Raw genomic sequence first — 18029 nt, forward strand, 5'->3', positions numbered from 1 at the left:
CCGCACGGAACAAGGAATAACCCTTTGAAGCTGGAACTCAAGAACAGCTTGTCGGTGAAGTTGCTCCGGGTCGTGCTCCTGTCGGCATTGATCGTCGGCGTGGTCTTGAGCTGCGCGCAGATCGTGTTCGATGCCTATAAAACACGCCAGGCCGTCGCCGGCGACGCCGAACGCATCCTCGACATGTTCCGCGATCCCTCCACCCAGGCGGTCTACAGCCTGGACCGGGAGATGGGCATGCAGGTGATCGAAGGCCTGTTCCAGGACGACGCTGTGCGTCAGGCGTCCATCGGCCATCCCAATGAAGCGATGCTCGCGCAAAAGTCGCGTGAGCTGCAGCAATCCAACAGCCGCTGGCTGACCGACCTGATCCTCGGCCAGGAACGCACGTTCACCACCCAACTGGTGGGGCGCGGGCCTTACAGCGAATATTACGGCGACCTGAGCATCACCCTCGACACGGCCACCTACGGTCAGGGTTTCATTGTCAGTTCGGTGATCATCTTCATTTCCGGCGTGTTGCGCGCCTTGGCCATGGGTCTGGTGCTGTACCTGGTCTATCACTGGCTGTTGACCAAACCGCTGTCGCGGATCATCGAACACCTCACCGAGATCAACCCGGACCGCCCCAGCGAACACAAGATTCCGCAGCTCAAGGGTCACGAAAAAAACGAACTGGGGATCTGGATCAACACCGCCAACCAGCTACTCGAATCCATCGAACGCAATACCCACCTGCGCCATGAAGCGGAAAACAGCCTGCTGCGCATGGCCCAGTACGATTTCCTCACCGGCCTGCCGAATCGCCAGCAATTGCAGCAGCAGCTGGACAAGATTCTGGTGGATGCCGGCAAGCTGCAACGGCGGGTCGCCGTCCTTTGCGTAGGTCTGGACGATTTCAAAGGCATCAACGAACAATTCAGCTACCAGACCGGTGACCAGTTGCTGCTGGCCCTCGCCGACCGGCTTCGCGCCCACAGCGGTCGCCTCGGCGCCCTCGCCCGTCTCGGTGGCGACCAGTTCGCGCTGGTGCAGGCCGATATCGAACAGCCTTACGAAGCGGCGGAGCTGGCGCAAAGCATCCTCGATGACCTGGAAGCGCCGTTCGCCCTCGATCATCAGGAAATCCGCCTGCGCGCGACCATCGGCATCACCCTGTTCCCGGAAGACGGCGACAGCACCGAGAAGCTGCTGCAGAAAGCCGAGCAGACCATGACCCTGGCCAAGACCCGCTCTCGCAACCGCTATCAGTTCTACATCGCCAGCGTCGACAGCGAGATGCGCCGCCGTCGCGAACTGGAAAAAGACCTGCGCGACGCCTTGCTGCGCGACCAGTTCTACCTCGTCTATCAGCCGCAGATCAGCTACCGCGATCACCGCGTAGTCGGGGTCGAGGCCCTGATCCGCTGGCAGCATCCGGAACACGGCCTGGTGCCGCCGGACCTGTTCATCCCGCTGGCCGAGCAGAACGGCACCATCATCGCCATCGGCGAATGGGTGCTGGATCAGGCCTGCAAGCAACTGCGCGACTGGCACGATCAGGGCTTCGTCGACCTGCGCATGGCAGTCAACCTGTCCACCGTGCAACTGCACCACGCCGAGCTGCCACGGGTGGTCAACAACCTGCTGCAGATGTACCGCCTGCCGCCACGCAGCCTGGAGCTGGAAGTCACCGAAACCGGCCTGATGGAAGACATCAGCACCGCCGCCCAGCATTTGCTGAGCCTGCGCCGCTCCGGCGCCTTGATCGCCATCGACGATTTCGGCACCGGCTATTCTTCGCTGAGTTATCTCAAGAGTCTGCCGCTGGACAAGATCAAGATTGACAAGAGCTTCGTTCAGGACCTGCTGGATGACGACGATGATGCGACCATCGTTCGCGCCATCATCCAACTGGGCAAGAGCCTGGGCATGCAGGTGATCGCCGAGGGCGTGGAAACCGCCGAACAGGAAACCTACATCATTTCCGAAGGCTGCCACGAAGGTCAGGGCTACCACTACAGCAAACCGCTGCCGGCGCGCGAGTTGGGCATTTATCTCAAGCAGGCCCAGCGCAGCAACGCGGCCATCCTTTGAAACGTGCCTGCCAGGCCCGACGCAACCCGGGTTCTGCCGGGCATCAACCTCGCTGTTGATCCAGCGCAGACCCCGCGCAAATAAGAAATATTTCCAGCTACAACCCTTTACACATAATGCGAAAGATTTGCATTATGTCGCAGTTTTGCGCACCCCCGCGCCTGTCCACTCAATCACCGAAGCAGGATGTTCGCCATGATTCGTATGCCTCTGGCTACCGCCAGTCTGCTGGCCATCGCTATTTCCCTCGCCGGTTGCGGCGAAGGTAAAGACAAAGAAAAGGCCGCCGCTCCTGCGCCGACTCCGGCTGCCAGCACCGCTGCACCGGCTGCGCCTGCTGCTGCCGGTAAAGTCGACGAGGCCGCCGGCAAAGCCGTCGTCTCGCACTATGCCGACATGGTCTTCGCCGTTTACAGCGATGCCGAATCCACCGCGAAAACCCTGCAAACCGCCATCGACGCATTCCTCGCCAAGCCGAACGCCGACACCCTGAAAGCCGCCAAGGCTGCCTGGGTCGCCGCCCGCGTTCCTTACCTGCAGAGCGAAGTGTTCCGCTTCGGCAACACCATCATCGACGACTGGGAAGGTCAGGTGAACGCCTGGCCTCTGGACGAAGGCCTGATCGACTACGTCGACAAATCCTACGAGCATGCACTGGGCAACCCGGGCGCCACCGCCAACATCATCGCCAACACCGAAGTACAGGTCGGCGAAGACAAGGTCGACGTCAAGGACATTACCCCGGAAAAACTCGCCAGCCTGAACGAGCTGGGCGGTTCTGAAGCCAACGTTGCCACCGGCTACCACGCCATCGAATTCCTGCTCTGGGGCCAGGACCTGAACGGCACCGGCCCTGGCGCCGGCAACCGTCCACCGTCGGACTACCTGGAAGGCAAAGGCGCCACCGGCGGTCACAACGACCGTCGTCGTGCCTACCTGAAAGCCGTGACCCAGCTGCTGGTCAGCGACCTGGAAGAAATGGTCGCCAACTGGAAGCCGAACGTGGCCGATAACTACCGCGCCACCCTGGAAGCCGAACCGGCTGAAAGCGGCCTGCGCAAAATGCTGTTCGGCATGGGCAGCCTGTCCCTGGGCGAACTGGCCGGCGAGCGCATGAAGGTGTCCCTGGAAGCAAATTCCCCGGAAGACGAACAGGATTGCTTCAGCGACAACACCCACAACTCGCACTTCTACGATGCCAAGGGCATTCGCAACGTTTACCTGGGCGAGTACACCCGCGTCGACGGCACCAAACTGACCGGCGCCAGCCTGTCGTCGCTGGTGGCCAAGGTCGACCCGGCTGCCGACACAGCGCTGAAAGCCGATCTGGCCGCCACCGAAGCCAAGATTCAGGTCATGGTCGATCACGCCAACAAGGGTGAGCACTACGACCAGTTGATCGCGGCTGGCAACACCGCCGGCAACCAGATCGTGCGCGACGCCATCGCTTCGCTGGTCAAGCAGACCGGTTCGATCGAAGCCGCTGCCGGCAAGCTCGGCATCAGCGACCTGAACCCGGACAACGCTGATCACGAGTTCTGATCACAGCGTCCGCGTTAAAAAAGGCGACCTTCGCAGACTGTGTAAAAACGCGCCAAAGGCATATCTAACCAACGCCCCGACTTGTTCGGGGCGTTGTTTTTTGTGTCCCCCCAACAAAGCTGGCAACTCCTGATGTGAAACGGCGAGACCAAGCAGCGCCGTGTGGCACATGCCCATTTCACTCACAAGACATCTTGCCTAAACCAAAGACAGGAAGAACTGACAGCCGATCACACCAGCAGGTGTAGGACGGTTCTTGATCCTCCACGCCCTATTGAAGCGCCAAATTCTCTCTGCCTAGAGTGCCAGCTAGCTTGGTCTTCAACACGATCGACCACGAACGCGTCCGGATACGGCGACACCATCTGGTAAGCAACTGCCCAGATGCAAACCAAGGAGGTTTCATGCCCTGCCAAAGCGACCTGCGTTTCACCTTCGAACCCCTGAAAGGCGATCCCTTCGAAGTGGTCTCGTTCACCCTTCAAGAAGGTCTGTCCCAACCCTTCAAGCTTGAACTGGAACTGGCCAGCCATAACGCCGCCATCGACTTCAATCGGGTGCTCGATCTGGCGGGGCTATTCACGATCTGGCGTGGCGAAACACCTGTGCGTTACGTCCACGGCCTGGTCAGCCTGTTCACCCAGGGCGACACCGGCTTTCGCCGCACCCGCTATACCGCCGTGGTCGAGCCGACCCTGAAGCGTTTCGACCTGCGTTCCAACTGGCGCATCTTCCAGGGCCAGACCGTGCCCGACATCATCACCCGCGTCCTTACCGAACAAAAACTGACCGACATCCGCAGCGAAATCTGTTTCGAGCACCAACCCCGCGAATACTGCGTACAGGCCGGTGAAACCGACCTCGACTTCATCGCCCGCCTCGCTGCCGAAGAAGGCCTGCTTTACACCTTCGAACACCGCGCCGACGGCCACACCCTGGTCCTCACCGACCGCGTCGGCGGCCTCGGCACCATCGGCACCCACACCGATTGTCCGGTGATCTACCAGCCGATGGCCGGTGGAGACGCCTCGGAACCGGCGTTGAATCGCTTCCACTACACCGAACAGGTCCGCACCGCCGTGCAGGTGCAGCGCGACTACACCTTCACCCACCCGCGCTACAACCAGCAGCACACCGCGACGGGCGATCAGGATCTGAACAACCAGCACAAGGACTACGAACGCTACGACTATCCCGGCCGCTACAAGCGCGACATCGCTGGCAAACCCTTTACCAAAACCCGGCTGGCCGCCCTGCGCAATGACGCCAAACTGGCCCATGTGGAAGGCGACGATGCTCGCCTGCAACCGGGATTGGCCTTCGACCTCAACGAGCATCCCCGCGACGATTTCAACGATCGCTGGCGCACCATCGCCATCCAGCACGAGGGCAAGCAGCACACCAGCCTGCAGGAAGAATCATTTGGCAGTGGCCTTGGCACGTCCTATGAAATGAAGGCCAGCGCCATCCGCTGGACCTCGGACTGGAAAGCGCCGCTACGCGACAAGCCCTGCATCGACGGCCCGCAGATTGCCACGGTGGTTGGGCCTCCCGGTGAGGAGATTTATTGCGATGAATGGGGCCGGGTCAAGGTGCAGTTTCCGTGGGACCGCGCGGATAAAAACAACGATCAGAGTTCGTGCTGGATTCGTGTGGCGCAAGGTTGGGCGGGCGCCACCTGGGGCGCGATGGCGATTCCGCGTGTGGGCCAGGAACTGATCATCAGCTATCTCGACGGTGATCCGGACCAGCCGATTGCCACCGGACGGGCGTACCGGCAGACCAATCTGCCGCCGTACGAGCTGCCCAAACACAAAACGCGGATGACCATCAAAAGCCGCACTCATAAGGGCTCGGGGTTCAATGAGCTGCGTTTTGAGGATGAGCTTGGGCAGCAAGAGGTGTACATCCATGCCGAGAGGGACAAGAACGTTCATATCAAAAACAACAACGGGATCTTCGTCGGCAATGATCGCAGCGAAAAGATTGTTCATGACGAGAAAATAGAGATCGGCAATGATCGAATCGAGATAGTTGGTAACGATGAGGAGGTAAAAATCACGCAGGATGGGTTTTTCTCAATTGGTCGTAACCAAACGATAAACATCGGAAAAGATCGCACAGAAAAGGTAGGCAACAGCCGCTATGACCAGACGACCGTCAATCACACAATAGAAATTGGAGGAAATGTTGAGCACACGATCCAAGGACACCATCGACTTGAGGTAGGAAAAGCAATCGAACAAAAGACCACCCGCTTTATTTTGCAGGCCAGCCAAAGTCTTTTTATAGAAGGCCCAGGAGGAAGCATCTGCATAGATGCCAATGGCATCACGTTAAATGGGGTAATGATTCATATAAAAGGCCCAACGGAGTTAGTAGCGGCCGGGGACGGCAACACTTTGGCTGTGCCCAGTTCCGTGAACACCGGGAAAGTCATGGATCAGTTTTGCGGTCTCCGCGCCGACGGTATCTGCCTGCGCATCCCTTGCAACTGCACAGAGAGGTCCCAATAAATGGCCGTTGTTGAAATGCAGCCTTGGTCCCAGAAAACTCTGCAACCGGTTAGTAAACCCACCCTGTCAACATTAATGCACCAAGGCCGTCCTTGGCTTTGGCTTAATGGTACTGATAACCCAATGCTTGATAGCGATGTAGCGGCTATCTCCGGACGATTACAGCACCATTGGCTTTGGCGCGGAACAGAGTGGGAGTACAACGGCCCTGGGTACCGTGAAGGACCGTTATTAGTACCACTTGACGATAAACTCCTACAGACTTTCTCAGAAAAGTGGGCACAAGAATCAGGAGGACTGATCATTGTGACCAACGCAGACGATGAAATGCTGCTCAGTCATTTGCGCAACCTTCGAGTATTGACAGCGCCGGATGGAAATCAGTTGTTTTTCAATCTCGCAATTCCACGACAGTTAGAGGAGCTGGCCGAAGCTTTGTCCTCCTCTCGCTGGACGCAACTTTGTGGCCCTATTCATTCTTTGATTTGGACATGCCTTGAATGCAAAGATAACGAATGGCTACAGGCGCGAAATCCTCAACCCTGCCCTGCCCTTACAGAGGCAGGTGAGTTCATTCTGACGCCCGATGAAGAAGCAGCTCTCAATCGAGCGAGCCATGAATGGTTCATGCGTTCTGCGGCCAAACGTATCAACCAGATAAACCCAAAGTTAGCTCAATCATTGGAAACATGCGAGCTATCCCACCGGCTGAATATATTTATCCAAGAAGCCACCGGACTAGACTTGATTCGGGAGCGCGATGCTTTTCACTACTTATATCTACGCTTGACCTACCCACAACAGTATTTTCTCAGTGATAGCCCTCTAAGAACCGTTCTTAGCAACAGGGCTATCGACGCTCGCCAGCGCTTGGCTGAAAGCGAAGTACGCCTTAAACAACTAATATCCGAGTCGGCTTAAGGACGGACCATGTGTACATCTCATAAAAAAGCACTGCAACCTCCTCATCCCAGCGAAGCAGTGGTTGGTAAATTCATCAATAACCTGCCCTGCCAGCGCTGTATACCGATCTATCCATTGCGCTATGCAATTTCCGATACCCCGCTAGGCAAAGTATCCGGGAAGTTGAGTACAGCTGGGTACCCAAAACTTAAGGGAGCCAAGCATTACGGTTTGCGGGTGCTACGTCCCGGCAAGTATGTCTACCTTTTCTATTTCAAAAACGGGCGTATGTGGACCCAACACTATCTGGTCACCGACGATGGACGTTTTGCATCCTTTTGGTGGAGTGAAAAGGATGAAAACGACCCCATACCTGGCAGCCACGCCCGTCCAGATATATTTGGCGCTACCGCCTACATCCCCGCACCAGAATCCCGCACCGCCGATACAGTTTGGGTATTGGTTAGTGAAATCATGCTTAGCCATTGCACGCTTTGGAAGATTGAGCAAGACACACATCAATTACGTAGTCGCCTTGCAACCCAAGTAAAACCAGCCCAAGGTGCAAAACAGTCCCATGTATTTCCCAGTAGCCAACTCAAGGAACTGGTTCCAGAGCTTGTACCCGCGCTCGCATGGACAAGCCTATCGTCGATTGCCAGCGGCCATCCGATGCCCTGGAGTGAAATCCAATCCAGGCCAATCAACGGAAGCAGGATTAATGACGAAATGCTCAAGGCGTTGATGGCCCGCATTGACATCCAGCCGATGGCCTTGGTTCTTCATGACCCCATTGGTATCGCCAGTGAACTCAATCACCTCGCTACCCGCGCCGTGCAGGCGAAAACAAAATTTGCTGGTGACAATTCTCATAAACTCAGTAGCTCTCAATTGATCAACGGGTACTTTCAGCAAGCTCATCCTCCGGCATTGAAAGAAGCATTAGACCGGCAAAAGCGATTGGTGAATTTAGCTGAAGCCCAGCGTTTTCCGTCAACCTATGCCCAGAAAATTTCTGCATATGAGGCCCCCGTTACACTCGCCGTTGAAGATGTAACGTCCTGGGCAAAACTTGCGCATCTTGATCATTTACTTTGGCTCGCTTTCAAAATTTTTGATTTTAGTGTCATAGCCAATGCTAAGGCGTTCGAAGATACCGTACTCCAGTGCATCGGAGCATTAGTACATAGCGAAGAAGGCATTGACGAGCTGAGCGCCCATATAAATGCACCCATCGAGAACAGCCTTTATTGGCTGGCAATGACGCAGGGAAATCCAGACATTTTGACGCGATTATCGAATCCCGCGAAAGTTTCCAAGGGTCTCTTCGAAGTGCTGGATAAATATTTAGATAGCCATCAGGGCACTCCAACGACTAATGCGATGATTAGTCTCCTTCAAGCAGTTCCTTCGGCCAATAAAGGCGATATTTTGATCCGTCGGCTACGCCATGTGATGGAGATGCGGTTTGATGCCACGCTGATCCTACACGAGATCAGCGCCGCCCAATACTTGCAATTTATCCAGGAACTCCAGAACTATCAGGCACTTGGCCCGGATGTACTCCAGCGTTGGAATGGGATCTTCGATACCACGGTCACTTCAGACGCCATCGGAATGCGGGTCAATGTGTATGAATGGGTCAAAATCGGTGAGTTTGAATATCACGCTGTAAATGGAACTCATATTGAACGTCCAGCCTTACCAGCGACGCAGCCAGTCCTGCCAGAAGGAAATCCACTGATCAACGGATTGAAACGACTGAAAGAACCGATGGGCCATTTATTTGTAGGGATAGGTGGATTATTGGCCGTTGTGGGAATGTGGCAAACCGTGCAAGCCGCCAAGAAAAGCGATTTCGACAGCGCAAGCCTCGCGGCTTTACTAGGAGGGGTAGGAGCACTCATTGGAACTGGAATAGAAGTAACTTCCGCATACGTAGCCTTTACCGCCACCAAAAATGGAAACCAAGCATTAGCTAACACTGCAAGATATGTAGCTGCCAGACACGGAGTAGCCATTTTTGGTGCCGGAGCGGCTGCGTTGTTCGCCATCTCAGACGGAATCAAAGCTGTAAACTCTGTAAATAACGGGAATCCAGAGCAAGCTAAATGGTATTGGGGCGCAGCTCTCGCTGGCATTATTCTAACAGGCGCTACATACGCTGGAGGTATTGCAACAGCGGCTACCATAACAACTGGCGCCACCGTAACTGTAGGCTGGGCAGGACCTATCGGGTGGGCTGTAATCGGATTAATATTTCTGGGTGCGGTAATCTATTTCACTCTAAAGGCTGGAGAGGCTGAACACGGCCCAATTGATATATGGCTCATACATAGCGCTTGGGGAACACACTCAAAGCACTTTACTCAACATCAAGAACTGGAGGCGTTTTACAGTCTAATCTACCGTCCTCGCCTAAGTGCAAAATGGGATCAGCGCCGCCTGAGTAATACCGGCACTCTAACCATCAGGTGTATCTTTCCAAGCTTTAAGGGAGGTGAACGCTTCGCCTGGAGTATAAGTGTAACGCTTAACGGGCGAAAGCTTACCGGCATTGAAGGCCCCATCAATCATGCCACCGGAAGCCAGCCACTTAACTACGAGCATCAATACTTAATTAGACGCAACAAACAAATGGAGCCAGAAAGCGACTGGACAATTTCAATGCATGAAGATGCGAAAGTTTCATTGGAGTATCTATATCAGCCTAACCCCCAAGAACAACCAACCCTAAAACTGACACAATCCACGTCCCCCACCCCCCTCATTTTTACCGCAAGTGGGTGGTTCAGCGAAACAATAGATGACAAACAAATAGCTCCAGTATCTCCCCCGAAATAACTTTCGACTGCCTGACAAAACATAGGGCGCAGCGTAAACACCCAACACAAAATGAAGACCTGAAAAAGGGCAGATCATGCAACTTTCCAGCACAAGCAACACAAGCAACACAAGCAACACAAGCAACACAGAACATAACGTAACAATAACCACTCGCCTACATCAAGCGAGTATTATAATTTCGCTCACCGGGCCTTTAATCATACTCGCCACACTTGGAGAGCACTTGACTACGGCTGAAATCTTAGCAAGCACAACAACAGCGTTAGTATTGCCAGTATTTTTCTCAATGATTATATTCCCTCCTGCTGAAGAACATGGAGTAGTTCACGAGGACCATATAAAATTCTCCAAATATAAAACCATATACTTCTCACAAATCCAGCAATTTAACCTAGACGACTATATAAAAATCCGAAGAGCGGGAAACATCACTTTACTTTTACAAGGGAACAGAAAAAACATTGAGCACTACAAGGCATTTTATAAAGACTTTGAATGCGCTATAAAACTATGGCAACAAAAACAGATAAAACTTAAAGAGGCCCTCCCCATGCAAACCTATTTTTATGGTTCATTCAAGGCACGATTATGGGGAGGAGCACTTCTCGCAGGCTATATCAGCTTACTTCTCATAGCTATTATCTTTGACGCCAACTATATACTGGTCATCGCAACAGGCGGAGCAATAGTTCCTGTTGGAATTTTTCTTATCTCAAGCGTGCGTCGCAACTGAAACATGATTACCGCAGCGCCTTCACCGACACCGTCCGGGGCAGAATCAAAAACAAGCGCCCGGACGGCAGTCTGGTGATGGACGAGCACTTCTACCCTACCAGCCTGTCCCTGCAAGCCGTGCCGGCGCTGCACCGCTACCTGGGCGAAGTGGCCGGACTGATGCGCGAGCGCGCCAAAAAACTGGCCCAGCGCATCGGCTCGCCGGGGCAGTCGGGGGTGGCCGATGTCACCGACTTCAACCTGCTGCAAACCCTCAACCGCTTGTTCCCGCTGTTTCAGCACCTGGCCCGCCAACGCCAGGAACTGGTGACCTTTACCGACGAAGGCCACCTACCCCAGGAATACCCGGCCTACCAGCATGACAAGTAGCCCGTGTCGGCGACACCACCGACCACGATGGCGAACTGGAAAACGGTGATAGCAGTTGGTTGATCGACTGACATTCACACACTCGACAGGGAGGCCCCATGCCCCGCCAAAGCGACCTGCGTTTCACCTTTGAGCCCTTGAAGGGCGATCCCTTCGAAGTGGTCTCGTTCACCCTTCAAGAAGGTCTGTCCCAACCCTTCAAGCTTGAACTGGAACTGGCCAGCCATAACGCCGCCATCGACTTCAATCGGGTGCTGGATCTGGCGGGGCTATTCACGATCTGGCGTGGCGAAACACCTGTGCGTTACGTCCACGGCCTGGTCAGCCTGTTCACCCAAGGCGACACCGGCTTTCGCCGCACCCGCTATACCGCCGTGGTCGAGCCGACCCTGAAGCGTTTCGACCTGCGTTCCAACTGGCGCATCTTCCAGGGCCAGACCGTGCCCGACATCATCACCCGCGTCCTCACCGAACAAAAACTGACCGACATCCGCAGCGAAATCTGCTTCGAGCACCAACCCCGCGAATACTGCGTACAGGCCGGTGAAACCGACCTCGACTTCATCGCGCGCCTCGCCGCCGAAGAAGGCCTGCTCTACACCTTCGAACACCGCGCCGATGGCCACACTCTCGTCCTCACCGACCGCGTCGGCGGCCTGGGCACCATCGGCACCCACACCGATTGCCCGGTGGTCTATCAGCCGATGGCTGGTGGAGACGCCACGGAACCGGCACTGAACCGCTTCCACTACACCGAACAGGTCCGCACCGCCGTGCAGGTGCAGCGCGACTACACCTTCACCCACCCGCGCTACAACCAGCAGCACACCGCCACCGGCGATCAGGATCTGAACAACCAGCACAAGGACTACGAACGCTACGACTATCCCGGTCGCTACAAGCGCGACATCGCTGGCAAACCCTTTACCAAAACCCGGCTGGCCGCCCTGCGCAATGACGCCAAGCTGGCTCATGTGGAAGGCGACGATGCCCGCCTGCAACCGGGATTGGCCTTCGACCTGAACGAGCATCCCCGCGACGATTTCAACGATCGCTGGCGCACCATCGCCATCCAGCACGAGGGCAAGCAGCACACCAGCCTGCAGGAAGAATCGTTTGGCAGTGGCCTTGGCACGTCCTATGAAATGAAGGCCAGCGCCATCCGCTGGACCTCGGACTGGAAAGCACCGCTGCGTGACAAACCCTGCATCGACGGCCCGCAGATCGCCACGGTGGTTGGGCCTCCCGGTGAGGAGATCTATTGCGATGAATGGGGCCGGGTCAAGGTGCAGTTTCCGTGGGACCGTGCGGATAAAAACAACGATCAGAGTTCGTGCTGGATTCGTGTGGCGCAAGGTTGGGCGGGCGCGACGTGGGGTGCCATGGCCGTGCCTCGGATAAATCAGGAACTGATCATCAGCTTTTTGGATGGCGACCCGGACCAGCCTATCGCCACGGGTCGCACCTATCGCCAAACCAATCTGCCGCCGTACGAGCTGCCCAAACACAAAACGCGGATGACCATCAAAAGCCGCACTCACAAGGGCACGGGCTTCAACGAACTGCGCTTTGAGGATGAACTGGGGCAGCAGGAAGTGTTCATCCACGCCGAGAAAGATCAGAACACGGTGGTCAAGAACAACCAGACTCAATCGATTGGCACGGACCGAAGCAGCCAGGTTGGCCAGGACGAGACCATCACCGTGGGCCGCACTCGCATGCGGGTGGTGAGGGTCAATGACACCGTGAAAGTGGGCGGCAGCAAGAACGATCACGTCGCTGGTGAGTACTACATCGGTGTGGGCAAACAGCTGCGCCTCGAATGCGGCAAGACCGTCATAGAACTCAACGAAAACGGTGACCTGAACATCACCTGCGAGAACTTCAACATCACTGGCATGAAGGCCGGAAAGGTCAACACCCTCTCAGGAAAACTCGATTTGAACATGAGTGGCAAGGCTTCCGGCACGACTGCAAACGGTGTCAGTGGCGCTGACATCCAGGGCGATGTAGACGGCTACTTCAACCATGAATAACTCCATAAGGACAGCTCCAATGCGCGAATACATCACCCGAGATCTGATCATCGGACTAGGCAATGAAACGCCCGACGACAACAGCGTCAACATGCTGGTGTTCAAACCCCGTGGCACCACCTTGGTTATCGCACGCGGCCCCATGGACCCACATAAATCCTTGGCCGAAACCCATACCCAACAGCTCAGCGAGTTGCGCAAAAAAGTCACCGCCTTCAAATGCACAAAGCCCGCAGAGGTGCGGGTAGGTGTCGACCGCAACATTGTCGCGATGGAAGTGCAAACCGAGTTCACCCAAGGCAACGCGCTGTCCTGCCAGTACCAACTGGCCTGTGAGGTGCCTGGCGAGGCTCGTCTGCTGGCGCTGACTTACAGCAAGGGCAGTGCACTGACTGAAGCAGATTTCGACCATTGGGAAACCCTAAAACAGTCAATTCGGTTCGCCTGAACGAATGACCTGATCGCAAGGAAGATGATTTGTGGCAGACACCGTACACGCCGCCCGTGTGGGCGACCCCATACTGCACACCTCCGTATGGGCTGAAATCCTCGCCACCGTAGCGGAAGCGGTCGTGTATGCCGCGGTCACTGCTGCAGTGATCGCGGCGGCGCCTTACGTGCTGACAGCGGTGGGTATCGCAGCGGTAGGCGCAGTGGCGATCGGTGTAGGCGCCGGGTTGTTGGTGACAGCGACGAGCTTGATTCCTGCCGGTGAAAAATCCATCGGGGAGCATTTCAGCGATGCGTGCAGTGGCTTTTTCAACGCGCTGATTCCCCCCACGCCACAGGGCAACATTGCAAGCGGTTCCGTCGACACTCGAATCAATAGCGAACTGGCGGCCCGGGCCGCCGGCATACAAACCGACGAGCCCGACGAGCCTGCGGCCAAGCCCAATGTGATGGACACCATTCTTGGCGTGGTTGCCGGACTCAACCCGGTCGTCGCGATCTACCAAGCCATCGACGGCGTTATCAACCCGCCCATGGTGGCCACGCCTGCAAGCGGAACCCGCCCCGCCGAGCTGGACCAGGTGGTGTGCATGCGGCATCTGCCCATGCCCACGCAATACCTGGCTGAAGGCTCCTCAGAAGTCTTCATTAACAGTCAACCTGCCGCACGTTGCGGTGATCGCACCACCTGCGAGGCCACCGTAGGCCCAGATACCGATGTATCACCGGACGTTCGCATCGGCGGCGAACCGCTGGTGGTACGGCCCATTCAAGGAGGAAAAAGCAAGATCGGCATGGTGGTGGGCATCATTGCCGGCATCCTCATCGCGCGGAAGTTCGGCTGTACACGTATTTTCAACGCGGGAAATCCGGTGGCCGTATCCACTGGCAGCAAATTCCAGGATGGCCCGGAAGATCTGGACTTCACCCTCCCCGGCCTCCTGCCCATCGTGTGGGCACGCCGCTACAACAGCCTCGACCGTCGCGACAACGGCCTATTCGGCGTCGGCTGGAGCGTGTTCTACGAAGTTGAAATCGTGCGCGTGCCTCACCCCGACGGTGGTGACCTGTGGGTATACATCAACGCCGAGGGCGAACGCCTGGAACTAGGCCAACTCAAGCCCGGCAATCGCTTTGTCAGCACCCTCGATGGCTTGGCGTTCTTCGAGATGGGCAACGGCCTGACGGTGGTCGAGGACATTCATGACGGCCTGTATCAGGTCTTTGAAACCGATCCCCACAACCCGCAACGTTCACGTCTCGTACGCCTGGGCGACCGCAACCGCAATACCGTCAACCTGCACTATGACGATCAGGGCAGATTGCTGCACCTGCTCGACCCCAACAGCCGCATCACCGTGCGCCTGCGCTACAACGACCTGCACCCACGCCGGGTTGAGCAGGTTGAGCGCCTGTACTTCAGTGATGAAGGCCCCGGCCATCTGGAGCGCACCGAGCCTTTGGTGCGCTACCGCTATGACAGCCATGGCGACTTGAGCACCGTGCTCGATACCAGGGATCAAGTGCTGCGACGTTTCACCTACACGCCCGAGCGGTACATGAGCAGCCATACGCTGCCCACCGGCGCCACACGTCACTATGCATGGGCGTCTTTCGCCGTTCCCGAGCAAGGGCCGCAACCCGTCCGCACCGACGGCACGCCCTACACACTGCCGCCCTTGCTGGAACCGCAACCCGAACACGAATGGCGGGTCATCCGCCACTGGGGCAGCGACGGCGAGGACTATCGCTTCGAATACGACCTGGCCAAGGGCGAAACCCTCGTCGTCGACAGCCTCGGCCGCGAGGAACGCTATTACTGGGGCGCGTTGTACGAGGTCTACCACCATATCGACGCGCTGGGCCAATGCTGGCATAGCGACCTATTGGCCGGGCAACTGCTCAAGACCACCGATCCGCAAGGCGGCGAATGGCATTACGTCTACGATGACCTCGGTCGCCTGATCGAAACCCGTGACCCGCTCGGCCGCAGCGAATACATCCTCTACACCGAACACTGGGCCCTGCCCCTGAGCATCACCGACCGTGGCGGCCACACCAGCACCTTCAGCTACGACGAACGCGGCAACCTGCTCAGTGAAAAAGATCCACTCGGGCACACTACCCGCTACCGCTATGACCCCCAGGGCCAAGTGGTGGAGATCATCGACGCCCACGACAAACACAAGACCCTGGCCTGGAACCGTTATGGGCAACTGCTGCTGTATCGCGATTGCTCCAACTCGGAAAACCATTACCGCTACGACGAACGCGGCTACCTGAGCGCCAGCACCAATGCCCGTGGCGAGACCACTCAGTACCGTTACGACCTGCGCGGCCACCTGATCGAAAGCGAGCGCCCCGACGGGCGCATTGATCGCTACCAGCGCAACCTAGCCGGCCAGCTCACTGACTACATCGATCCGGCCAACTTGCGCACCCAGTACCACTACGACCCCAGCGGGCGGATCCAGCAGCGTATCGATGCGTTGGGGCATAAGGTACGTTTCAGCTATGACGCGTATGGGCGCCTGCAACAGCTGAGCAATGAGAACAACGAAGCCTACCGTTTTGAGTGGGATGTACTGGATCGTTTGACCACCCAGATCGATCTGGACGATAGCTACCGTGTTTACCACTACAACGCGGTGGACGACATCACCGGCACCGACGCCCATCCCACACCAGCGCCGGAACCGCGCAACACTTATGAGGACGGCCCGCCACCATTCGAATCCGATGCGCCGATACGGCATCGCTTTACCCGTGATGCGGTGGGTCGCTTGCTGCGTAAAACCACCGATGATGGGGTTACCGACTATGCCTATGATCCTGCTGACAACCTGCTGGCGATCACTTTTAAAGCTCACAACGGCGAACAGCAGCAACTGGAATTTCGCTATGACGCCCTCGGTCAACTGCTCAGCGAAAGCAGCGATGCCGGTGAACTGGGTTATCGCTACGACGCCCTGGGCAACCTGGAAACCCTGACCCTACCCGACCAACGCCAACTCAACCACCTGTACTACGGCAGCGGCCACCTGCATCAACTCAACCTCAATGGCCGGGTGATCTGCGACTTCGAACGCGATCAACTGCACGACGAAGTCCTGCGCACCCAGGGCAGCCTGCTGACCCGCACCCGCTACGACCGCAGTGGCCGCCTCAGCCAGAAAGCCCTGCACTACCGCAACGCCGCCCGCGAAGAACTGCCGCTGCTGCAAAAAAACTACCAGTACGACGCCAGCGACAACCTGATCATCGAGCGCCTGACCCAGACCCAGCGTCGCGGTGGTAGCGATCCACGCCAGCCGCTGCCGGACGACGGCCTGCTCGGGCGATTTCTCGGCCAGAGCCACGGCAAAAGTGTCGAAGGCAACGAGCACTATATTTACGACGCCACCGAGCGCCTGCGCGACCATCGCCACAGCACGCCGCAGAACCCGGAGCTACACCGCGAAACCTACAACTACGACGCCGCTGCCAACCTGCTGCAAAGCGGTCGGGGCAGCGGTTACGTCAAGCAAAACCGCGTGCATGTGTTCGAGAACAAACGCTACCGCTATGACCGGTTTGGGCGCCTGAGTGAAAAGCGTATCGGCAGCCACACCGTGCAACGCTTTCGTTACGACGCCGAACAGCGGCTGGTCTGCGTCGAGCAGGATCAAGGCTGGCAGCGGCTGCGCAGCGAGTATCAGTACGACCCACTCGGACGGCGCATCGGCAAACGGGTATATCGCAACGACAGCGAACAGCCACAGAGTGATGTGCAGTTTGTGTGGCAGGGGCTGCGGCTGTTGCAGGAGGTAGAACACGGCTTCGGCAGTGTGTACGTATATGCCGATCCCGACAGCTATGAACCACTGGCGCGGATCGATGGTAAGCCCGGTAGTGAAGAGATCTTCTACTTCCACACGAACCTCGCCGGGTTGCCGGAACAGCTCACTGACGAGACCGGCCTGAGCATCTGGCACAGTGAGTACGAAGGCTGGGGCAAGAGTCGGGATGAGTGGCACGACCAGCGGATCAGGCGTGAGCAGAACCTGAGGTTTCAGGGGCAGTACCTTGACCGGGAAACGGGGCTGCACTACAACACGTTCAGGTTTTATGATGCGGATGTGGGGCGGTTTACGCAGCCGGATCCGATTGGGTTGTTGGGTGGGCTGAACCTATATCAATATGCTCCGAACTCGACTGGATGGGTTGATCCATGGGGGTTGGCTTGTGCGAATGGAGGCAATGCAAGGCCCCATGGTGGGGTTGCACACAATCGCCACATAGACAACCTTATTGCAAGATTAAAGACGCTGGGGGCTACCGACATCAGAAAGAACCAAACACAAGTGGATATAAATGGCGTTAGGGTCGGCAATAACCGACCCGACATACAATATAACCTGAACGGAAAACACCACAATATCGAATATGATACGACTACCAAAGGAAGTCTAGGACATCAAAGAAGCATCCCTTCGAATGATCCGAATGCTCGAAATACCTTCTGGCTAATAGACAACAATGGAAATATCCTTTCGGGCCACTCGACTTTTTAAAG

9 protein-coding genes and 1 pseudogene are annotated in these 18029 nt (G+C 56.7%); all 10 read left to right on the forward strand.

Features of this window, described 5'->3' with window-relative positions:
* Positions 1-24 precede the first annotated feature (24 nt).
* Positions 25-2076 carry a putative bifunctional diguanylate cyclase/phosphodiesterase gene (locus AC07Y2_RS12380; RefSeq protein WP_039765890.1) on the forward strand — a complete coding sequence of 684 codons (2052 nt, stop codon included), beginning with the start codon at positions 25-27 and terminating at the stop codon, positions 2074-2076.
* 195 nt (positions 2077-2271) lie between these two features.
* On the forward strand, positions 2272-3618 hold the full coding sequence (locus AC07Y2_RS12385) for an imelysin family protein (protein WP_103387412.1): 1347 nt from the start codon (positions 2272-2274) through the stop codon (positions 3616-3618).
* Positions 3619-4022: 404 nt separating this feature from the next.
* Positions 4023-6134, forward strand: a complete 2112-nt coding sequence (locus tag AC07Y2_RS12390; protein ID WP_494990412.1) for a type VI secretion system Vgr family protein — start codon at positions 4023-4025, stop codon at positions 6132-6134.
* On the forward strand, positions 6135-7055 hold the full coding sequence (locus AC07Y2_RS12395; protein WP_103387437.1) for a DUF4123 domain-containing protein: 921 nt from the start codon (positions 6135-6137) through the stop codon (positions 7053-7055). It abuts the gene before it with no gap.
* A 9-nt stretch (positions 7056-7064) separates the two neighbouring features.
* Positions 7065-9881: a toxin VasX gene (locus tag AC07Y2_RS12400; RefSeq protein ID WP_146040505.1), complete on the forward strand. Its 2817-nt coding sequence runs from the start codon at positions 7065-7067 to the stop codon at positions 9879-9881.
* Positions 9882-9957: 76 nt separating this feature from the next.
* Positions 9958-10617, forward strand: coding sequence for a hypothetical protein (locus AC07Y2_RS12405; RefSeq protein WP_146040506.1), 660 nt, complete (start codon positions 9958-9960; stop codon positions 10615-10617).
* Positions 10614-10982: pseudogene (gene tssK / locus AC07Y2_RS12410) on the forward strand (type VI secretion system baseplate subunit TssK); the annotation flags it as partial. The gene AC07Y2_RS12405 and the pseudogene tssK, both read left to right, overlap by 4 nt.
* A 104-nt stretch (positions 10983-11086) precedes the next feature.
* Positions 11087-13024, forward strand: coding sequence for a type VI secretion system Vgr family protein (locus AC07Y2_RS12415; protein ID WP_494990413.1), 1938 nt, complete (start codon positions 11087-11089; stop codon positions 13022-13024).
* Between the two features lie 19 nt (positions 13025-13043).
* Positions 13044-13472, forward strand: coding sequence for a DcrB-related protein (locus AC07Y2_RS12420; protein ID WP_158248854.1), 429 nt, complete (start codon positions 13044-13046; stop codon positions 13470-13472).
* A gap of 31 nt (positions 13473-13503) precedes the next feature.
* Positions 13504-18027: an RHS repeat-associated core domain-containing protein gene (locus tag AC07Y2_RS12425; RefSeq protein ID WP_158248855.1), complete on the forward strand. Its 4524-nt coding sequence runs from the start codon at positions 13504-13506 to the stop codon at positions 18025-18027.
* The last annotated feature ends 2 nt before the right edge of the window (positions 18028-18029 follow it).

The sequence above is a fragment of the Pseudomonas sp. GW456-12-1-14-TSB6 genome (assembly GCF_059424205.1).